Raw genomic sequence first — 19,637 nt, forward strand, 5'->3', positions numbered from 1 at the left:
TTGCCATTTGTTTATCATGAATCCATTGCATAACACGGCCGCCTTTAAACTCAGCGTTAAAGGCCATAAATGAGAACATTAAATCTGAATGCAGTTATGTTACGGGGTACTTACCTAAAGGTAATTATGGATCCTTATCTCAGTGGACTGGGTGAAAGCTAATGTACACCTGATATGTTGCCGGATAAATATGTTGAAAAGCGGCTGTGTCGTTTTGAGATAATTCTGGATTGAGCGCTTAATGATGATTATTTTGAATTGGTGAGTTATTTGTAACTTATTGAAAAAATTGCGTTTTATTTTTATTGTGACAGTTTTTTATATATTTTCAATGCTGCTTATCTGTGTCAATTAAAGTACTTTCTGGTGCATGTTTGGGAAGTTTCATGACAAAAATTCTTAATGTTTAGAGAAGTGACTTTTCTGCGATTGTTTTTTATTTATAATTAATGGCAGCCATTGAATGATAGTCTATAGGAAGTCTTCCTCATCAATGTCTGTATTGAGGGATGTCCAAAGCCAGAATACATTTATCGTTAATATAACAGCGCTATAAAACGAAGGCGGCCTTCTTTCCGAGGGATCGTTCTTGCTTTAATCTAAAAGGGATGGTTAGTGGCAACTTCAATAGTGTTAGTGACTCAGGATCGCTACCTTGTCAGGGGGATGCGGATATTTTTTCCGGATATTATCCTGCTCGACTCGATTGACAGAAACATATTTGATAACGGTGCAGATGAATATTCTGTATTGATTGATAGTCGTTCTCCGCTCCGTTTATATGATTACCTGATACGCCATCCGGCCCGAACGAAAAAAACAATCTGCTGCGTTATGCTTGATATGCGGCACCGCGAGGAGAATCTGCTCAGCATGAAGCTCTTTATGAACACGCCGCTCACCGCGCCGGATATGGCGTCGCTATTTAATCTGGTTCTCAATATGAAGGGCAGGCGTCTGACCACGAAGTGGCTGCTTAACATACGGCTTAGCACGCACGAAGCGATCATGCTGCGGTTGCTGCGGGCAGGGATGTCGATGGAAGCCATTGCCGATGAGCTGAATACGTCGGTGAAAAGTCTCTATCGTAAACGCACGGCGCTCTCGGAACGCCTGGGGGCAGAGAACTTCAACGAGGCGTGTTTGTTCATTTTTAAAAACAAACTGCTGAACGCGGGTGGGAACGATCCCTAGGTTGGGGTGAATCCAAAAGTATAAAACTGACTTGCGGGCGGTATTCTGAGTTCTAAGAAAACTGGAAGCGGACAACATCCTTGTTTTAGCTATCGATTTACTCTGGCTCAAAACGAGAGAAAGGACGTTGTAATGGACACGGTTGAAGAGACTGGTTGGAAACTTTCTGATGCTACATGATGAGCAAGAATTGTTAGATTACCTCACTGAGAATTACAGTGACCGTAAATCTCCGGCAAAGAAAGAATGGACCTTCCAGGAGCATTTCAATCTCATACCTGAGTTCGACGGTTTCCATAGGGTTTTCGTTAGGGTTAATGAAAAACGAATAGTATCTGCTGCGCTTTAACCCCGTTTATGAACTGCCTGAGGCTAAGCCATGTGTTTTATCCTGAGCGGGTGATACCAGAAGGAGACTCCTGGAAGTGATTGAAAAATTTAAAAGGACGTTAGAAATGAATAAATATCTGTCTGGTCTGTGTGTTGTTTCTTTTTTTTATTTTTCTTCAATAGGTTACGCGCACTCTGCGGGTCTAAATAAAGTTCAGGTTAGTATCGACCCCCACATCTCTACTAGAGGATATATCCCGGTAATTTCTGGTGCAGATGAAATCGAGTCTTCTGATTTCAGGGAGTCGGATCTAAAGGAGATGCAGGATAGCCTGAGGAAGATGAAGTCCGACAACAGCAAAGTCGATGAGCTAACTCAGAAGGTTTTACAGCTTGAGAGAAAGAATTCTGAGCAGGAGAGTAAGATCGAGCGATTGCAAAGAAGCCTTGATGACATGAAGCGGAGCAACGACAACCTTTCAAATCAGGTCAGCAATTTATCCGGCAAAATTAAGTGATAAAAAAGAGCCACCGCCTGTATTAACTTACCGGGCTATTAGCGTAAGCGTGCCTGCATTAAAGCCACGCTTATCAGCGCCCAGAAATCGGCCGTAGCCATATAGCAAAAACCCGCCTTTTGGGCGGGTTCTTTAAATAGTGGTGCCCGGACTCGGAATCGAACCAAGGACACGGGGATTTTCAATCCCCTGCTCTACCGACTGAGCTATCCGGGCAACGGGGCGCATTAAACCCGATTCGCTCTCCGTCGTCAACGAAAAATGTTGTTTTCGTTACGGACTGCACACTCTCTCACCAGTTCGCTGCAATCTTATGCGAAAAAATGCGTCCAGAGCGCAGAAAGCGGCATGGCGAGCAGCAGGGCAGGCAGCATATTCACCACCGCAAACATCTTGATTCCACAGATGCGTAGTCCTGTTGCCAGCAGCAGCAGGCCGCCGACGGCGGTAAAGTCTGCCATCATCGCCGGCGTGGTCAGCGGCAGGATCAGCGTGGCGCAGGTGGCAAGCGCCAGCTGAATCAGCAGCATGGGAACGGAAATCGCGGCGACGGCGATACCGAGCGTGGTGGCGAAAATAGTGGCGGTAAAGAAATCGAGAAATGCTTTGGCAATCAATATGCTGGGGTCACCGGTCATCCCTTCCTGCATGGAACCAAAAATCCCGGTGCCGCTCGCGCAAAACAGAATAATAATGGCAACATAGTTTTGGATAAACGATTCGTGCGTGCCGTTTTTCGCCTTGCCCGGGCGGGCAATCAAATTTTTGGCTTTGCCTACCGCGCTGTTGATGCCCTTTTCCAGGTAGCAGAACTCGCCGATCAGCGCGCCCAGCAGGGTCGCCAGCACCATCACCGGCAGGTTGGCGCATTTAATCACTAAAAGAATACCGATACCCAGTGATGCCAGCCCAAATATCGACGGCATAGAAGAGCGAATACGCTCCGGTAACCGCTGGCTTAATACTGCGCCCAGTACGCCGCCCAGTAATACGGCACCGGCGTTAATAAATGGCCCGATAACCACAGTTAACTCCTGTTATTTAATCATTGATATTGCATTATTATGGCACGCCAGCGCTGCGCAGAGCTTAGCTTTGGGTGGTTTTGTGCATACTGATTCTTTCTTGCACCTCAAAATAAAAGGTGACATGATTGCGCGAATTTTCTCCTCCCTGTCTCACCGTTCGGTGAGGGTAACTGCGCTTATGAAAACCATGAAAATTGCCGTCAGCCGCGAGCTGGTCTCCATTGTGTCCACGCACCGGGAAAAGGTGACGCTGGACAGCACCGATTTTACCGATGTGGCGGCAGTCGTCATTACGGTCGCTGAAAGCTATAGCGGCATTCTCGCGCTGCTGAAACGCACGGGCTTTCAGCTACCGGTCTTTATGTTCTCGCAAGAGCCAGAAGCCGTTCCTGATGGTGTCACGGCGGTTATTTCGGGTAAAGCACAGGAATTCCTGGAATTAGAATCCGCGGCCTGCCGGTACGAAGAGAATCTTCTGCCGCCTTTTTTTGACACGCTGAGTCAGTATGTGGCGATGGGCAACAGTACGTTTGCCTGTCCGGGACACCAGCACGGCGCATTCTTCAAAAAACACCCGGCCGGGCGGCAGTTCTATGATTTTTTCGGTGAGAACGTCTTTCGCGCCGATATGTGCAACGCCGACGTGAAGCTCGGAGATTTATTGATCCACGAGGGTTCTGCCAAGCACGCGCAAAAGTTCGCGGCAAAAGTCTTCAATGCGGATAAAACCTACTTCGTGCTTAACGGCACGTCTGCCGCCAATAAAGTGGTCACCAATGCGCTGCTGACCCGCGGTGACTTGGTCCTGTTCGATCGTAACAACCATAAATCAAACCACCACGGCGCGCTCGTCCAGGCCGGCGCAACCCCGGTCTACCTTGAGGCCGCGCGTAACCCGTTCGGCTTTATCGGCGGGATCGACGCGCACTGTTTTGATGATGCGTACCTGCGAGAGCGGATCCGCGAGGTCGCGCCGGAGAAAGCCGCGGACGCGCGTCCGTTCCGCCTGGCGGTTATTCAGCTTGGCACTTATGACGGTACGATCTACAACGCTCGCCAGGTGATCGACAAGATCGGCCACCTTTGCGATTACATCCTCTTTGACTCTGCCTGGGTGGGCTACGAGCAGTTTATTCCGATGATGGCGGAGACGTCCCCGCTGTTGCTGGAACTGAACGAGAACGATCCGGGGATTTTCGTGACCCAGTCGGTGCATAAGCAGCAGGCCGGGTTCTCGCAAACCTCGCAGATCCATAAAAAAGACAATCACCTTCGCGGTCAGGCGCATTTCTGCCCGCACAAGCGGCTGAACAATGCTTTTATGCTGCATGCCTCCACCAGTCCGTTTTATCCGCTGTTTGCGGCGCTGGACGTGAACGCCAAAATTCACGAAGGGGAAAGCGGGCGCAGGCTATGGGCGGAGTGCGTCGAGCTGGGCATTGAGGCGCGTAAGGCGATCATCGCCAACTGCCATATGATCAAGCCCTTTGTTCCACCGGTGGTGGCGGGGCGGCCGTGGCAGGATCATGCCACTCACGCCATTGCCAGCGAGCTTCGCTTCTTCAGCTTTGAGCCGGGCGCGAAATGGCACGGCTTCGAGGGCTATGCGCCTGAGCAGTATTTTGTCGATCCCTGCAAGCTGCTGCTGACCACGCCGGGCATCGATGCGGAAACCGGCCACTACACCGGGTTCGGCATTCCGGCGACGATTCTTGCGCACTATCTGCGTGAAAACGGCATCGTGCCGGAGAAGTGCGACCTTAACTCGATTCTGTTCCTGCTGACGCCTGCCGAAAGCAGCGAGAAGCTGGCGCAGCTGGTGGCGATGCTCGGCCAGTTTGAGCAGCATATTGAAGACGACACCCCGCTGGCGGACGTGCTGCCGACCATTTACCAGAAATACCCGGTGCGTTATCGAGATTACACCCTTCGCCAGCTGTGTCAGGAGATGCACGATCTGTACGTCAGCTTTAACGTAAAAGATCTGCAAAAAGCGATGTTCCGCCGGGAGAGCCTGCCTGCAGTAGTGATGAACCCGCAGGACGCCAACCGGGAGTATATTCGCGGGAACGTAGAGTTAGTGCGCATTCGGGATGCCGAAGGGCGCATTGCCGCAGAAGGCGCGTTGCCGTATCCCCCTGGCGTGCTGTGCGTGGTACCAGGTGAAGTTTGGGGCGGGGCGGTTCAGCGTTACTTCCTGGCGCTGGAGGAGGGCATCAACATGCTGCCGGGCTTCTCGCCGGAACTGCAGGGCGTGTATAGCGAGAAGGACGCGGATGGGATCAAGCGGCTGTATGGGTATGTATTAAAGTAGACCCCCTCACCCTAACCCTCTCTCCAAAGGGGAGAGGGGATTGCACGGAGCCGTCTTTTCACCCTCGCCCCTTTGGGGAGAGGGCCGGGGTGAGGGGAGTTAAGCCGCACTACGCTTGTACATCCTCCTCGGATGCCCAATCTTCCCGTAGAGCATCTCCACCGTCAGAAACCCCGCCTCCACGCAGTGCTCCAGATAGCGCCGCGTCGTGGTTTTGCTTAAGCCCGTTTCGCTCACCACCTCGTCCACCGAAAAACAGTGCGTCGCCCTGGCGTTAAACAGCGTCTGCACCCGCGCCAGCGTGTTCTCTTCAATGCCTTTGCTGCCGTTGTCCTGGCGGTAGTTTTTTGCCTGCAGCAGATAAAGCGAATCCACGTTCTGCTGGTCGACAATCTTCCAGACGCGCTGCTGCTCGGCAAACTGCACAAACCGCTCCAGCGACTGGCTGAGCCGTTTCCAGGAGACGGGCTTGAGGATGTAGTCGAAAGCGCCGTTGCGGATGGCCTGGCTGCAGGTGTCCATATCGCTGGCGGCGGTGATAAAAATCACCGAGCAGTTGGCGCGGATCAGCATCGGGTTGCTGATAAGCGTGATGCCCTTACCGTCAGGCAGGTAGTTATCCAGCAGCATCAGCTGCGGCCGTTTGCTTTCAAGCTGAAGATGCGCGTCCGCCAGCGACGAGGCAATCCCGACCAGCCTCAGTCGCGGATGTTTACTGATTAACTCCGCGTGCAGCTGCGCCAGCTCGTTCTCGTCTTCAACAATCAATACGTCGATAAGTTCATGTAGCATAATCAGTATCTTCCAGTTCCTGTGCGGGACGCCGGGCGGTTCCCGTGGCGGGAATAAACAGTGAGAAAATGGCGCCGCGCGGCGCGTTATCCGCCACTTCGATGGCGCCGCCCGCCTGCGTGACGTAGCTTTCAATCAGGTACAGGCCAATGCCGTGATCCCCGCGGGTTTTGGTGGTGATGCCGCGTTCAAATATCCGCTCGCGGATCTCCGGTTTGATGCCAATGCCCTGGTCGGCGACTTCAATGATGAGTTCCTGCTCGCCCAGTTTTATCAGCACGTCAACCGGCGCATGCGGGAGCGGAGAGCGCTGCGTCGCTTCAATGGCGTTATCCAGCAGGTTCCCGATAATCGAGATAAGTTCCGATTCAAGCAGCGGCAGGAAAGGTTTATCCATGCGGCAGGCCGGGTCGAAACTCAGCTCCACGCCTTTTTCGCGGGCGCGCGCGGTTTTGCCTAACAGCAGGCCGCAGAGCGTCGGGGAGCTAAAGCGCGACGAGATAAAGTCCAGCAGCTCCTGCGCGTGCTCAGACTGCGCCTGAATAAAGCCGATGGCTTCTTCATAGCGGCCCAAATGCAGCAGGCCGGAAAGGGTAGTCATCCGGTTAAGCTGCTCGTGGCGCATGATGCGCAGGTTATCGACATAGCGCTTAACCTGGCTGAGCTGGGCGCTGAGCGAGTCGATCTCGTTGCGATCGCGGAAGGTGATCACCCAGCCCTGGAGCGAATCTTCCAGCATGATCCTTACCCGGCTGGCAATCACGGTGAGGTCGTTGAAGCGGCAGATCTCATCGTGGGTATCTTTCATCAGCATGGTCTGGGCTGTGAAGAACGGAACCGGGTCGATCACCTGGCTAATCAGCTGTCCGCGAAGCTCCCGGGCAGGCTGGCTCAGGCCGAGCAGCTTGCGCGCCGCCTGGTTGATCACCTCAATGCGCAGATCGTCATCAATGGCGATCACCCCTTCGTAGATGGACTCCATCATCGCCTTTTGCTGGCGCACCAGCAGGCCGATTTCGCGCGGCTCAAGGGAGAAGATCTGCTTCTTAATGCTGCGGGTGAAGAACCACGAGAAGATAAACAGGGCGATCAGCAGCAGAACGGCGGCAATCAGAATGTTGACCACCTTGTTGACGGTGATGGTATCCAGATAGCTGGTGAGATACCCCACGGAGACAATCCCCACCACCTGCCCGGCGTCGTTAAAAATGGGCGCTTTGCTGCGCAGCGAAATGCCCAAACCGCCCTTGCGGATGGTGGTGGTGCTTTTGCCGTGCAGAACCTCTTCGTTGTCTCCGCCAACCAGAGTGGTGCCCACCCGGTCGGCAAACACGGAGTGAAACAGATGCAGCCCTTTATTATCGCCAATCACAATAAAGCTGGCGTCGCTGTGCGCGGCTATTTTCTGCATGAAATCATGGATCGCATTGATATCTTTCTGCGCAACTGCATTTTGCAAATTAGGAATAAGCGCAATTTCTTCTGCCTGTATTTTTGCGCGCGTACTCATTTCCTGATAAAGCTGCCTGCCAACGTCAACGTAATAATATCCGCCCAGCAGTGCGAACAGCACCGAGAAAAAGGCAACCAGCGAAACAAACAGCTTGATCTGAAACGATACTTTCATAACTATCACGCGAGGTATCAAGAAGTCTGGCTAATATATCATCTTTTTTCATATGGATACCTGCTTTGCCGAAAACTTGTGATCCCTTGCACAGCACGCCCTGTAAAAGAATTTTCCGATCATAACCCGAAAATTTTAAATGTTATTTGTTTGTTCGTTTTAGAAAAGAAACCATAAAAACCACGCCCATAAATAAGCTATAAATCACATTAAATAAAAGAAACCATTAAAACCATAGCTGCCATTAAAACTTCGCTTTTAATATGCCATCCCTCACATAAAGTAAGCCTTTGTGACTCTAAGCTGAACGCACAAAATAACCAAGGGGCTTATTATGAGCACAACTGACGATTCTTTCTCTGTTACCCACGACCCGATTGAAATTCAGCGACCTTCGCTCAAAGAGCGCTGGTGGCATATTATGGATACCTGGAAAATCGGGATTATTCCTCTGCCGCTGTTTGTGTTGGCGGGCGCGCTGATTGCCATTGATTGCCTGGGCGGAAAACTGCCGAGCGATATCGTGGTGATGGTCGCAACGCTGGCGTTCTTCGGCTTTGCCTGCGGCGAGTTCGGCAAACGCTTGCCGATTGTCGGCAAGCTCGGCGCGGCGGCGATTTGCGCCACCTTTATCCCTTCCGCGCTGGTCTACTATGGCCTGCTGCCGGACGTGGTGGTCGAGTCCACGACTAAGTTCTACAAATCTACCAACATTCTCTATCTCTATATCTGCTGCATTATCGTCGGCAGCATCATGAGCATGAACCGCACGGTGCTGATTCAGGGCTTCCTGCGCATCTTCTTCCCGATGCTGTGCGGTGAAATCGTCGGCATGATTGTCGGCATGGGCGTGGGTATAGCGCTGGGCCTTGAGCCGTTCCAGATTTTCTTCTTTATCATTCTGCCGATCATGGCGGGCGGCGTCGGGGAAGGGGCGATCCCGCTCTCCATCGGCTATGCCACCCTGCTGCACATGGACCAGGGCGTGGCGCTCGGTCGCGTGCTGCCGATGGTGATGCTCGGCGGCCTGACGGCGATCATCATCTCCGGCTGCCTGAACCAGCTTGGTAAACGCTATCCGCATCTGACCGGCGAAGGCCAGCTGATGCCAAACCGCGCGAATGCCGATGCTACCGTCGCTCAGCCCGCGTTTTCCGGCAAAACGGACGTCACCACCATCGCCTCCGGCGCGCTGCTGGCGGTGCTGCTCTACATGCTGGGCATGCTCGGTCACAAGCTGATTGGCCTGCCTGCCCCGGTCGGCATGCTGTTCATGGCGGTGCTGGTTAAGCTCTGCAACGGCGCCTCTCCGCGCCTGCTGGAAGGCTCCCAGGTGGTGTACAAATTCTTCCAGACCTCCGTGACCTACCCGATTCTGTTTGCCGTCGGCGTGGCCATCACCCCGTGGCATGAGCTGGTGGCGGCGTTCACCGTCAGCAACCTGCTGGTGATCGTCAGCACCGTTTCCGCGCTGGTGGCAACGGGCTTCTTCGTCGGCAAAAAGATTGGCATGCACCCGATTGATGTCGCCATCGTCTCCTGCTGCCAGAGCGGGCAGGGCGGCACCGGCGACGTGGCGATCCTGACCGCAGGCAACCGCATGAGCCTGATGCCGTTCGCCCAGATTGCTACCCGAATCGGCGGGGCGATTAACGTCTCAATCTCACTGCTGATTCTGGGCAACTTCCTCGTTTAAGTCTTCAGGAAAGAACAATGAAACTCGCAAGCTTTTTATACCAGGGAAAACGCAGCTACGGCATCGTCCAGGCCGACGGCGTGATTGATTTAGGCCGCCGTCTCGGCGACCGCTACAGCGACCTCAAGGCGCTGCTGCAGGGCAACGGGCTGGCGCAGGCCACCCGCTATATTAACGACGCGGTGGACGTGCCGCTGAGCGCCATCACCTTCTTACCGGTGATTGTGCAGCCGGAAAAAATCCTCTGCGTGGGCATGAACTACGCCGACAAGCGCAAGGAGTTTGACCAGCATAACCCGGCACCGACGCTGTTTGTCCGCTTTCCGGATTCACAGACCGGCCACAACGAGCCGGTGCTGAAGCCGCGCCATTCCAGCGAATTTGACTACGAAGGCGAGCTGGCGGTGATCATCGGCAAAGGCGGGGAGAACATCAGCCGCGACGACGCCCTGCGCCACGTGGCGGGCTACAGCTGCTACATGGACGGCTCCGCCCGCGACTGGCAGCACACCTGGTTCACCGCCGGTAAAAACTGGCGTCAAACCGGGGCGTTTGGCCCCTGGATGGCGACGGCGGACGAGATCCCGGACCCGCACCGGCTGGCGATCCGCACCTGGCTGAACGGTCGCATGGTGCAGGAAGACAACACCAGCAGCATGATCCACAAGGTTGCGGAGCTGATCGAGTACATCAGCACCTTCACCCGCCTCAGCCCGGGCGACGTGATCATCACCGGATCCCCGGGCGGGGTGGGGAAAAAGCGTAACCCGCCGCTGTTTATGAAGGAGGGGGATCGCATTGAGGTGGAGATCGAGCATATCGGTCATCTGAGCAACGTGATTATGGAAGCGCCGGCCGTTGGGCTTGCGGCGGCACACTGAGTAAGGCGACATGAACAGTCAACCCATCGATTTTCGCCACACCGTCGTGGCGAAACACCCTGAACGCTTAAGCCAGATCCGCTACCTGCTGGCAGACAGCGGCCTCGGCCTGGACAACGACATCACGCTGTTTGTCGAAGCCTGGTCCGGCGCGCAGCTGGTGGGTTGCGCAGGGCTTGCCGCCAACGTCATCAAATGCGTGGCGGTCAACGAACGGCTTCGCGGCGAGAACCTCAGCGCGCGGCTGCTGGCAGAGGTGGAAAATGCGGCGCTGGAGCGCGGCCATTTTCACCTCTTCCTCTGCACCCGCCCCTGCAACCGGGAGCGGTTTGCCCGCAGCGGCTTCTGGCCGATTGCCCAGAGCGGGAACAACGCGGTGCTGATGGAGAACACCCCGCAGGGGATCGAACGCTACTGCCGCTCGCTCAGCGCCAGGCGCAAGTGCGGAGAAAACATTGGCGCGATAGTGATGAACGCCAATCCGTTCACCCTCGGCCACCGCCATCTGGTGGAGCAGGCGGCGACGCGGTGCGACGCCCTGCATCTGTTCGTGGTGCGGGAAGACGCCTCGTTCTTCCCGTTCAGCGCGCGCCTCGAGATGGTGCGCGCGGGCGTGGCGCATCTGCCGAACGTGGTGGTGCATGAAGGCTCGCAGTACATCATCTCCCGCGCCACCTTCCCGGCCTACTTCCTGAAGGAGACCGGCAGGGTGCAGCAGGCGTGGAGCGAGATCGACGTGCTTATTTTCCGGGACTTCATCGCCCCGGCGCTCGGCATCACCCATCGCTTTATCGGCTCGGAGCCGTTTTGCGATATCACCCGCCAGTACAACCAGACGCTGCACGACCTGCTGGCCTCGCACGTTGAGGTGGTGGAGATGCCGCGCATCAAGGCCACCGGTAACGCCATTTCGGCGTCCGAAGTGCGCCGCTTACTCAAGACACAGCAGTTTTCCCGGATCCGGGAGATTGTCCCGGACTCCACCTTCGCGCACCTTGAAGCACATTTTCGTGCGGGTGCGGAAGTCGCTTAACTATCAGGAATTTATCATGAAAATTGTAAGGGAGGCGCTGGCCGGAACGCAGGAGTCCAGCGACCTGATGGTGAAAATCGCCCCCGCTCACGGCGAGCTGGAGGTTGTCATCCACAGTAAAGTGATTAAGCAGTTTGGCGAGCAGATCCGCCAGGTGGTCAACGACACGTTGCGCGCCATGAACGTGCACCAGGGACTCATCATCATTGAAGACAAAGGGGCGCTGGACTGTGCGATCCGCGCCCGCCTGCAGAGCGCGCTGATGCGTGCCGCCGACGAGCAGGCCATCAGCTGGGGGGCGCTGAAATGAGCAAACTCCGCCGCAGCATGCTGTTCCTGCCGGGCGCCAACGCCGCCATGCTCTCAACCGCCTTTATCTACCGTCCCGACTCCATCATGTTTGACCTTGAGGACGCCGTTGCCCTGCGCGAGAAGGACACCGCGCGCATGCTGGTGTTTCACGCGCTGCAGCACCCGATGTATCAGGATATCGAAACCGTGGTGCGCATTAACCCGCTCAGCACGCCGTTTGGCCTGCTGGATCTGGAGGCCGCCGTCCATGCGGGCGTGGACGTGATCCGCCTGCCGAAAACCGACACGCCGGACGATATCTACGAGCTGGAAGGCCACCTCGAGCGTATCGAACGCGAGTGCGGGCGCGAGGTCGGCTCCACCCGCGTGATGGCGGCGATTGAGTCGGCGATTGGCGTCATCAACGCCGTGGCGATTGCCCGCAGCTCCCCGCGCCTCATCGGGATTGCGCTGGCCGCCTTTGACTACGTGATGGACATGCAGACCGAGCGCGGCGACGGCACCGAGCTGTTCTACGCCCGCTGCGCCGTGCTGCACGCGGCCCGCGCGGCGGGCATCGACGCCTTCGACGTGGTGTGGTCAGACGTTAACGACGAGGCCGGGTTCCTGCGCGAGGTCGATCTGATCCGCAGGATGGGCTTTAACGGCAAATCGCTGATTAACCCGCGCCAGATTGACCTGCTGCACAACGCCTACGCCCCGACTCAGGAAGAGGTGGATCACGCCAAAAGGGTGATTGAGGCGGCAGAAGAGGGCGAACGTAACGGCCTCGGCGTGGTGTCGCTCAACGGCAAAATGGTCGACGCCCCGATTATTAACCACGCGCAGGTGGTGCTGGAACGCGCGGCAGCTTCCGGCGTGCGTCGGTAAGGATAAAATAATGAATCAGACAGAACTTCTTCACGTGAATTTTCCCCATCTGCGGGACCTGAAGCCTTTTGATACCGCCCATAGCGCCACGCCGTGGCTGGCGGACAGCGAGGCGAAACACAGCCGCAAGCTCTGCGCCTCAGTTGAAGAGGCCGTTAAGCGCTGCGGCCTGCAGGACGGAATGACCCTCTCCTTCCACCATGCGTTTCGCGAAGGCGACCGGGTGATCAACTCCGTCGTGGCGCTGCTGGCGCAAATGGGCTTCAAAAACCTGACGCTGGCCTCCAGCTCGCTGATGACCTGCAACGACGCGCTGATCGAGCATATTGAAAGCGGCGTTATCACCCGGATTTACACCTCCGGAATGCGCGGCAGGCTGGCGGACGCCATTTCCCACGGGCTGATGGACGAGCCAGTGCAAATTCACTCCCACGGCGGGCGCGTGAAGCTGCTCCAGGACGGCGAGCTGAATATCGACGTGGCGTTCCTCGGCGTGCCGTGCAGCGATGAGTTTGGCAACGCCAACGGCACGCACGGTAAATCGTGCTGCGGCTCGCTGGGCTACGCGATGGTGGACGCGCACTTTGCCCGCAAGGTGGTGCTGCTCGCAGAAGAGCTGGTGCCTTTCCCGAACATGCCCGCCAGCCTGGTGCAGGACCAGGTGGACTACATCGTGCAGGTTGAGAGCGTGGGCGACCCGGCGAAAATCAGCGTCGGCGCGGCGCGCGTCACCAGCAACCCGCGCGAGCTGATGATCGCCCGCTACGCGGCAGACGTCATTGAACACTCCGGCTACTTCAAACCGGGCTTTTCGATGCAGACCGGCTCCGGCGCGGCGGCGACCGCCTGCACCCGCTTTATGGAAGAGAAGATGGAGCGCGGCGGCGTGAAGGCGCGCTTTGCGCTCGGCGGCATCACCGGCAGCCTGGTAGATTTGCACGAGAAGGGGCTCATCGAAAAGCTGCTCGACACCCAGTGCTTTGACGGCCAGGCGGCGGCCTCGCTGGCGCGCAACCCGAACCACGTGGAGATCTCCACCAACGTCTACGCCAACCCCGGCAGCAAGGCGGCAAGCTGCGACCAGCTCGACGTGGTGATCCTCAGCGCCCTGGAAATCGACGTCGATTTCAACGTCAACGTGATCACCGGCTCCGACGGGGTGATGCGCGGCGCGTCCGGCGGGCACTGCGACGTGGCCGCCGCGGCAAACCTGACCATTGTGGTCGCGCCGCTGCTGCGCAGCCGTATTCCGACGGTCGTGAAGCGGGTTACCACGCGCCTCACGCCGGGCGAAAGCATCGACGTGCTGGTCACCGACCACGGGATTGCGGTCAACCCGGCGCGCCCGGAGATCCGCGAGCGCCTGCTGGCGGCGGGGCTCAGCGTTGTGGATATCAGCGCGCTTTACGAGCGGGCGATTTCCCTGACCGGCGTACCGAAGCCGATTGAATTTACTGACAAAATCGTCGGAGTGATCCGCTACCGCGACGGCAGCGTGATCGACACCGTGCGACAGGTGAAGGAGGAAGTATGATTTCAGCGACACCCGTGTGGACGGGTGTCGGCCTGAACGAACTGCTGGCGGCGAAAGATCGCCGCGCGGCGCGCCAGGCCGACATGCTCACGCACTATCAACAGCCGGTAATTTCCCTCACGCTGGTCACGCCCGGGGAAATTAAAGACAGCCTGCGCTATCGCAACACCATGGGCGTGGCGCTGCAGATGTGTGACCAGCTGCTGTGGGAGAACCGCTGGCAGGTGCTGGACCGCCAGGTGCTGTGGCTCCCGACCGGGCCAGAAGCCCTGTGGTGCGTGGCCCATCCGGCGGCGGAAATCAAAGCGCACTGTGCGGAGCTGGAGCAGACGCACCCGCTCGGCAGGCTGTGGGATCTGGACGTGATCTGCCCTCAGCACGGCCACGTCGGGCGTCAGTCGCTGGGGGCGAATCTCAGACGCTGCCTGATCTGCGACGAGCCCGCGCACGCCTGTTCCCGCTCGCGGAAGCATCCCGTTGAGCAGGTGGTTTCCCGCATAGAGAAGACGATCGATGACTGGTTTGCTCGCGACTAAGCCGCGCCCGGCTGACGTGCCCGCGCTTGCCGAAGCGGCGCTGTGGCAGGAGCTGGATCTGACGCCCAAGCCGGGGCTGGTGGACAAGCTCAATAACGGCTCCCATCGCGATATGGACCACGCGCTGTTCGTCCGCAGCATTGCGGCGATAACGCCGTGGTTTTCGCGCTTTGCCGAGCTGGGTAACGCGCATGCGGATAAACCCGCCGCCGGGCAGCTGGGGATAATCCGTCCGATGGGGATGGCCTGCGAGCAGGCGATGTACGCCGCAACGGGGGGAGTGAACGCGCACAAGGGCGGGATTTTCGCTCTCGGCCTGCTCTGCTTTGCCGCCGGGCGTGTGAAAAATATCTCCGCAGACAGCCTCTGCTGTGAGGTAAGTAACATCTGCCGCGGGCTGGTTTCGCGGGAACTCGGCGGGCGCAGCGGGCAGGCGACGGCGGGCGAGCGGCAGTATCAGCAGTACGGCTTAACCGGCGCGCGCGGCGAGGCGGAAAGCGGCTTTGCCACGGTGCGTAAGGCTTTGGATGCGTGGAACGGTCAGTCGCTTCACGGCCTGCTGTTGCGCCTGATGGCGGTGAATCAGGACAGCAATCTCGTTTCGCGCGGCGGCATTGATGGGCTGCGCTACGTCCAGGGCTACGCGCGGGAATTACTGGCTAACGGCTGGGACCGCGAGGCGTTGCTTAAGATGGATAAGGCATTGATTGAACGCAATCTGAGCCCGGGCGGCAGCGCGGATTTGCTGTCGGTGGGGTGGGTGCTGTCTGCAATAAAATAGCCGGGTGGCGGCTTCGCCTTACCCGGCCTACGGCCTGGTTTTGTAGGCCCGGTAAGCGCAGCGCCACCGGGCACAACAATCAATGCGCTATCGGCTGCGCACCGTTCGGCACGCGAACGTGCTTGTACTTGAACAGCGCGATGAACGCGAAGAACAGCACCAGCGAGTACGCCGCGAAGATCAGCCACACGGGCTGCCAGTTGGTGATGCCGTTGGTGGTGTACATCTCAACCACTTTACCGCTCACCACGCCGCCCAGAATACAGCCGAAGCCGTTGGTCATCATCAGGAACATGCCCTGCGCGCTGGCGCGGATTTCAGGCTTCACCTCTTTTTCCACAAACACCGAACCGGAGATGTTGAAGAAGTCGAAGGCGCAGCCGTAAACAATCATCGACAGAACCAGCAGCACGGTGCCGAACGGGCTTGGATCGCCGTAGGCGAACAGGCCGAAGCGCAGCATCCAGGCGGCGATACTGATCAGCATGACGTTCTTGATGCCGTAGCGGCTCAGGAAGAACGGGATGGTGAGGATGAACAGCGTCTCAGAGATTTGAGAGATGGACATCATCACCGACGCGTGCTCAACGATAAAGCTTCCGGCGAACAGCGGATTGTTATCGAAGCTGTGCAGGAAGGTGTTGCCGAACATGTTGGTGATCTGCAGCTCCGCGCCCAGCAGCATGGAGAAGATAAAGAAGATCGCCATGCGTCTGTTTTTAAACAGCGCGAACGCGTCCAGGCCGAGCATTGAGCTCCAGCTCTGGTTTTTCTGCTGGTTAGACACCGGGATGTGCGGCAGCGTCAGGGTGAAGATTGCCAGCACCACGGAGAGCGCGGCACCGATATAGAGCTGCATATGGCTCAGTTCAAAGCCCGCAAAGCTCACACCCCACATCGCCATGATAAAGCCGATGGTGCCCCAGATGCGGATAGGCGGGAAGTCGGTCACGATGTCCATGCCCGCAGACTTGATGCGGTGGTAGGAGATGGTGTTGATCAGGCCAAGCGTTGGCATATAGGCCAGCGAGTTGAGCAGGATCACCATGAACATCGCCCCCGGCGTGGTCACTTCGGCCGCCATAAACAGCGTCCCCGCCCCCACCAGATGGCAAAGCATGTACAGCCATTTCGCACTTAACCATTTATCCGCCACGATACCCAGCAGCGTTGGCATGAAGACAGCTGCAATACCCAGCGAGCTGTAAACGGCACCGATAGACGCACCGTCGAACTTGAGCGTCACAAACATATAGGAGCCGAGTGTGGTCAGCCAGCTACCCCACAGGCAGAACTGCAGAAACGACAAGATTTTAAGCTGCAGCTTAAGGTTCATGTTACTTTCCTCACAAGTGAGCGGGAGATATGTTGTTTTGGGAACATTCAGGGTTGTTATTTGATGCGATTCTATCAGCTGGCAACGATATGTTTTGTTACTTCCCGCAAAAAAATGCAATCCACATTAACTTGCAGTTTAAATTGTGATGCAAATAACATTTTCGTATGGATGGGGTGAGTGAGTGCGGCCTGATGCCCCCTCACCCTAACCCTCTCCCAGAGGGAGAGGGAACTTGAATACCCTCTCCCTCTGGGAGAGGGCAGGGTGAGGGGTAGCTTTTTAGCGGCGACGGTAGTTCTTCTGCGCCGTATTCACCTTATACAGATAGCGGCGGGATTCGCCTGACGGATGGCGGGTGGTCAGCGTTGAGTACACGTCCCCCGGCGCCATGCTGTTGATGATGTTCGCAGCCTGCACCTTGTCATTTGAGAAGACGCGCAGCACGCTGCCCGCACCTCCGTTGTAGGCCGTAATCACCGCATAGCGGCGCGACGTTGGGTTATCAATGCCGCTCAGGTAGACATTGTTCAGCATCGCCAGGTAGGCGGTGCCGGTATCAATGTTGCTCTGCGGATCGAACAGGTAGCTGCGGCTCGGCGTGCCGGATTTCCCCTGCGAGCGGAACACGTCCTTCCCGGCGCTGTGCTGCACAACCTGCATCAGCCCCAGGGCGTCGGAGCGGCTCACCGCGTAGGGGTTGAACGACGATTCGGTCTGCATGATCGCCAGAATCAGCGACTCTTCTACGCCGTACTTACGCGAAGCCTGGCGCACCATGCCCAGGTATTTATGCGCACGCTTGTCGAGGTGGTTCGGCACCAGGTTGATGGTAACGCTGTAGATAATCTTCAGGCCGTTGGTGCGGCTTTTGAGACGCGTCTGCAGCAGATAATCTGCGAATTTTGTGGCACGCCCTTCCCAGCGGATAGCCTGTCCGGTCTGATCGACAACCTGACCGTACAGGAACGGCTCTTTGGAGATGGTAACGTCGTCGGCATCGGAGTAGAGATCGATAGAGCCCGGATCGTCACCCATCAGCAGGGTTTTGATAATCGCCTGCCGTAAATGTGCCGCAGGTTCAGTGCCCGCAATGGTCTCAATGGTGATCGTACCGTCATCAAAGTTGATGTGGCTACGCGTTTGATAGGCGTCAGTGTATTTAACGTAGTCCTTAGGTCCGGCAATAAGAACTTCGTTAAATCCCCAAATATTTTCGATGTTGTGGGCAAACTGCCCCATCAAAATGTCAAAACCGTTGGTGTCCTTAACCCAGGCTTCGTTATAGCTATCGCCCTTATTGGAAGAACAAGACACAAGCAACGGCGCAACAAGAGCTAGCGCTAAAAGTTTTTTCATCATTCCGGGAGTGCGTGTTGTGTTTGCTTAGTCGTTGCTTTCGCCGGGTGGCGCTTTGCTTACCCGGCCTACAACACCGTAGGCCCGTGCAAGCGAAGCGCCGCCGGGCACCAGCAGCGCGATATTATTTTTCCGGCGGCGTATAGCCTTCGATGTGCACGTCTTTGCCTTCGAACAAGAAGTTCACCATTTCCTGTTCGAGCAGCTTGCGGTGTTCCGGGTTCATCATGCTGAGTTTTTTCTCGTTAATCAGCATGGTCTGCTTTTTCTGCCACTGTCCCCAGGCCTCTTTGGAGATCTCGTTGTAGATGCGCTTGCCCAGGTCCCCCGGGTAGAGCTGGAAGTCCTGGCCTTCAGCGTCACGCTGCAGGAAAGTACAAAAAATCGTTCTGGCCATACTCATTCCTCTTTTTGTTGTCGATGCTAAACCATTGCACCGGCACGTAATTGTTGTAACAGGCGCTCCACGGGAGCCGCCAGTCCGACTGATGGCGGTTGCGCTAAGTTATACCAGAGAGCGGTTCCTTCATCTATGCAGGAGGTGAAGGAGGACACGGGAAGCCACATTGGCACAATATCCAGGTGGAAATGGCTAAAGGTGTGGCGAAACGCCGTCTGCTGCGTGAGGGTATCGGCGGCAATCCCGCGCTGTTTGAGCCATTCCCGCAGCAAATCTTCATTTTCAAACTGTGGGAAGCAGTATAGACCACCCCACAGGCCGCTCGGCGGACGCTGGGCGAGAAACACCTCGTCACCGTTTTGCATCAGCAGCATGTATCCGGTGCGCTCCGACAGCGTCTGCTTCGGCTTTTTGCCCGGGTATTGCGCCCACGAATGGTTGGCATACGCCACGCAAATATTATTCACCGGGCAGAGCTCGCATTTGGGTTTTGAGCGCGTGCAGACCATCGCGCCGAGATCCATCATCGCCTGGTTAAAACGCTCCACGCCTTTCGCCGGGGTGACCTCTTCACTTATTTCCCAAAGACGTTTTTCAACGTCCTTCTTCCCCGGCCAGCCGTCGACGGCGTAGCAGCGTGCCAGCACGCGCTTCACGTTGCCGTCGAGGATCGGGAAATGTTTGCCTAAAGACAGGGAGAGGATTGCGCCAGCGGTGGAGCGCCCGACGCCGGGGAGATCGGCTACCTCGTCGAAGGTTTCCGGGAATTTGCCGTTATGGCGCGTGGCGACCTGCTGCGCGGCCTTGTGCAGATTGCGCGCGCGGGCGTAATAGCCCAGGCCTGTCCACAGGTGCAGCACCTCGTCTAACGGCGCGTTTGCCAGATCGGTGACCGTCGGGAAGCGCGCCATAAAACGCTCGAAGTAAGGAATGACCGTGGCAACCTGCGTTTGTTGCAGCATCACCTCGGAGAGCCATACTTTGTAGGGCGTTTTTTCAATTTGCCAGGGCAGGGTTTTTCGCCCGTATTTGTCGTACCAGTCCAGCACCTGGGCTGAAAATTGAGAGGCTTGCATGGTCATCGATTCACATAATC

18 protein-coding genes and 1 tRNA gene are annotated in these 19,637 nt (G+C 56.7%); 11 read left to right on the forward strand and 8 right to left on the reverse strand.

Translation table 11 applies throughout. The annotated features are described in order from the left end of the window. Positions 1 to 666: 666 nt before the first annotated feature. Both D5067_RS03755 and D5067_RS03760 read left to right on the forward strand, forming a co-directional pair. Positions 667 to 1,194 carry a helix-turn-helix domain-containing protein gene (locus tag D5067_RS03755; protein ID WP_119936221.1) on the forward strand — a complete coding sequence of 176 codons (528 nt, stop codon included), beginning with the start codon at positions 667 to 669 and terminating at the stop codon, positions 1,192 to 1,194. A gap of 425 nt (positions 1,195 to 1,619) precedes the next feature. Then, entirely contained in the window at positions 1,620 to 2,042 is a 423-nt protein-coding gene (locus D5067_RS03760) for a coiled-coil domain-containing protein (RefSeq protein ID WP_235843279.1), read from the forward strand. A 140-nt stretch (positions 2,043 to 2,182) separates the two neighbouring features. Here the strand turns inward: D5067_RS03760 and D5067_RS03765 are convergent. Then, a tRNA-Phe gene (locus tag D5067_RS03765) sits at positions 2,183 to 2,258 on the reverse strand. 95 nt (positions 2,259 to 2,353) lie between these two features. After that, positions 2,354 to 3,067: a DUF554 domain-containing protein gene (locus tag D5067_RS03770; protein WP_119936219.1), complete on the reverse strand. Its 714-nt coding sequence runs from the start codon at positions 3,065 to 3,067 to the stop codon at positions 2,354 to 2,356. Between the two features lie 181 nt (positions 3,068 to 3,248). Here D5067_RS03770 and D5067_RS03775 point away from each other — a divergent pair, with 181 nt between their 5' ends. After that, positions 3,249 to 5,384: an ornithine decarboxylase gene (locus D5067_RS03775; RefSeq protein WP_119936284.1), complete on the forward strand. Its 2,136-nt coding sequence runs from the start codon at positions 3,249 to 3,251 to the stop codon at positions 5,382 to 5,384. A 99-nt stretch (positions 5,385 to 5,483) separates the two neighbouring features. On the opposite strand, the gene D5067_RS03780 is transcribed toward D5067_RS03775, so the two are convergent. After that, positions 5,484 to 6,176, reverse strand: coding sequence for a response regulator (locus D5067_RS03780; protein WP_119936218.1), 693 nt, complete (start codon positions 6,174 to 6,176; stop codon positions 5,484 to 5,486). Then, positions 6,166 to 7,803 (reverse strand): ATP-binding protein, encoded by a 1,638-nt coding sequence (locus D5067_RS03785; protein WP_119936217.1) that lies wholly within the window; start codon positions 7,801 to 7,803, stop codon positions 6,166 to 6,168. Before D5067_RS03785 ends, D5067_RS03780 begins: the two co-directional genes overlap by 11 nt. A gap of 334 nt (positions 7,804 to 8,137) precedes the next feature. Here D5067_RS03785 and D5067_RS03790 point away from each other — a divergent pair, with 334 nt between their 5' ends. Genes D5067_RS03790 through citG form a run of 8 tightly spaced genes read left to right on the forward strand, consistent with a single transcriptional unit; the run spans position 8,138 to position 15,446 of the window. After that, a complete protein-coding gene (locus D5067_RS03790) occupies positions 8,138 to 9,499 on the forward strand; it encodes a 2-hydroxycarboxylate transporter family protein (RefSeq protein WP_119936216.1) in 1,362 nt (453 codons plus the stop codon). 17 nt (positions 9,500 to 9,516) lie between these two features. Next, positions 9,517 to 10,380, forward strand: coding sequence for a fumarylacetoacetate hydrolase family protein (locus tag D5067_RS03795; protein WP_119936215.1), 864 nt, complete (start codon positions 9,517 to 9,519; stop codon positions 10,378 to 10,380). 10 nt (positions 10,381 to 10,390) lie between these two features. Further along, positions 10,391 to 11,413, forward strand: coding sequence for a [citrate (pro-3S)-lyase] ligase (gene citC / locus D5067_RS03800; RefSeq protein ID WP_119936214.1), 1,023 nt, complete (start codon positions 10,391 to 10,393; stop codon positions 11,411 to 11,413). Positions 11,414 to 11,429: 16 nt separating this feature from the next. Further along, complete coding sequence (gene citD, locus D5067_RS03805; RefSeq protein WP_119936213.1) at positions 11,430 to 11,723, forward strand: citrate lyase acyl carrier protein; 294 nt, start codon at positions 11,430 to 11,432, stop codon at positions 11,721 to 11,723. Beyond that, positions 11,720 to 12,595 carry a citrate (pro-3S)-lyase subunit beta gene (gene citE / locus D5067_RS03810; RefSeq protein ID WP_119936212.1) on the forward strand — a complete coding sequence of 292 codons (876 nt, stop codon included), beginning with the start codon at positions 11,720 to 11,722 and terminating at the stop codon, positions 12,593 to 12,595. The genes citD and citE overlap by 4 nt, the downstream gene beginning before the upstream one ends. Positions 12,596 to 12,605: 10 nt before the next feature. Then, complete coding sequence (citF, locus tag D5067_RS03815) at positions 12,606 to 14,129, forward strand: citrate lyase subunit alpha (RefSeq protein ID WP_119936211.1); 1,524 nt, start codon at positions 12,606 to 12,608, stop codon at positions 14,127 to 14,129. Beyond that, positions 14,126 to 14,665 (forward strand): citrate lyase holo-[acyl-carrier protein] synthase, encoded by a 540-nt coding sequence (gene citX / locus D5067_RS03820; RefSeq protein ID WP_119936210.1) that lies wholly within the window; start codon positions 14,126 to 14,128, stop codon positions 14,663 to 14,665. The genes citF and citX overlap by 4 nt, the downstream gene beginning before the upstream one ends. After that, positions 14,643 to 15,446, forward strand: a complete 804-nt coding sequence (gene citG, locus D5067_RS03825; RefSeq protein WP_119936209.1) for a triphosphoribosyl-dephospho-CoA synthase CitG — start codon at positions 14,643 to 14,645, stop codon at positions 15,444 to 15,446. The genes citX and citG overlap by 23 nt, the downstream gene beginning before the upstream one ends. 79 nt (positions 15,447 to 15,525) lie before the next feature. On the opposite strand, the gene D5067_RS03830 is transcribed toward citG, so the two are convergent. From D5067_RS03830 to mutY, 4 genes are all read right to left on the reverse strand, one after another. Further along, on the reverse strand, positions 15,526 to 16,782 hold the full coding sequence (locus tag D5067_RS03830) for a nucleoside permease (protein ID WP_119936208.1): 1,257 nt from the start codon (positions 16,780 to 16,782) through the stop codon (positions 15,526 to 15,528). A 282-nt stretch (positions 16,783 to 17,064) separates the two neighbouring features. Next, a complete protein-coding gene (gene mltC / locus D5067_RS03835; RefSeq protein ID WP_119936207.1) occupies positions 17,065 to 18,141 on the reverse strand; it encodes a membrane-bound lytic murein transglycosylase MltC in 1,077 nt (358 codons plus the stop codon). A 124-nt stretch (positions 18,142 to 18,265) separates the two neighbouring features. Further along, positions 18,266 to 18,538: an oxidative damage protection protein gene (locus tag D5067_RS03840; protein WP_003862425.1), complete on the reverse strand. Its 273-nt coding sequence runs from the start codon at positions 18,536 to 18,538 to the stop codon at positions 18,266 to 18,268. Positions 18,539 to 18,564: 26 nt separating this feature from the next. Further along, positions 18,565 to 19,617, reverse strand: coding sequence for an A/G-specific adenine glycosylase (gene mutY, locus D5067_RS03845; RefSeq protein ID WP_168192645.1), 1,053 nt, complete (start codon positions 19,615 to 19,617; stop codon positions 18,565 to 18,567). Positions 19,618 to 19,637: the final 20 nt, after the last annotated feature.

The organism is Enterobacter huaxiensis, assembly GCF_003594935.2.
In the GTDB taxonomy this organism is placed as follows: Bacteria; Pseudomonadota; Gammaproteobacteria; order Enterobacterales; family Enterobacteriaceae; genus Enterobacter; species Enterobacter huaxiensis.

Bases quoted from the DNA above. Each gene is read 5' to 3' on its own strand.
- D5067_RS03755 (WP_119936221.1), top strand. From the start codon at position 667: ATGCGGATATTTTTTCCGGATATTATCCTGCTCGACTCGATTGACAGA.
- D5067_RS03775 (WP_119936284.1), top strand. From the start codon at position 3,249: ATGAAAACCATGAAAATTGCCGTCAGCCGCGAGCTGGTCTCCATTGTG.
- D5067_RS03780 (WP_119936218.1), bottom strand. From the start codon at position 6,176: ATGCTACATGAACTTATCGACGTATTGATTGTTGAAGACGAGAACGAG.
- D5067_RS03785 (WP_119936217.1), bottom strand. From the start codon at position 7,803: ATGAAAGTATCGTTTCAGATCAAGCTGTTTGTTTCGCTGGTTGCCTTT.
- D5067_RS03790 (WP_119936216.1), top strand. From the start codon at position 8,138: ATGAGCACAACTGACGATTCTTTCTCTGTTACCCACGACCCGATTGAA.
- D5067_RS03795 (WP_119936215.1), top strand. From the start codon at position 9,517: ATGAAACTCGCAAGCTTTTTATACCAGGGAAAACGCAGCTACGGCATC.
- citC (WP_119936214.1), top strand. From the start codon at position 10,391: ATGAACAGTCAACCCATCGATTTTCGCCACACCGTCGTGGCGAAACAC.
- citD (WP_119936213.1), top strand. From the start codon at position 11,430: ATGAAAATTGTAAGGGAGGCGCTGGCCGGAACGCAGGAGTCCAGCGAC.
- citE (WP_119936212.1), top strand. From the start codon at position 11,720: ATGAGCAAACTCCGCCGCAGCATGCTGTTCCTGCCGGGCGCCAACGCC.
- citF (WP_119936211.1), top strand. From the start codon at position 12,606: ATGAATCAGACAGAACTTCTTCACGTGAATTTTCCCCATCTGCGGGAC.
- citX (WP_119936210.1), top strand. From the start codon at position 14,126: ATGATTTCAGCGACACCCGTGTGGACGGGTGTCGGCCTGAACGAACTG.
- citG (WP_119936209.1), top strand. From the start codon at position 14,643: ATGACTGGTTTGCTCGCGACTAAGCCGCGCCCGGCTGACGTGCCCGCG.
- D5067_RS03830 (WP_119936208.1), bottom strand. From the start codon at position 16,782: ATGAACCTTAAGCTGCAGCTTAAAATCTTGTCGTTTCTGCAGTTCTGC.
- mltC (WP_119936207.1), bottom strand. From the start codon at position 18,141: ATGAAAAAACTTTTAGCGCTAGCTCTTGTTGCGCCGTTGCTTGTGTCT.
- D5067_RS03840 (WP_003862425.1), bottom strand. From the start codon at position 18,538: ATGGCCAGAACGATTTTTTGTACTTTCCTGCAGCGTGACGCTGAAGGC.
- mutY (WP_168192645.1), bottom strand. From the start codon at position 19,617: ATGCAAGCCTCTCAATTTTCAGCCCAGGTGCTGGACTGGTACGACAAA.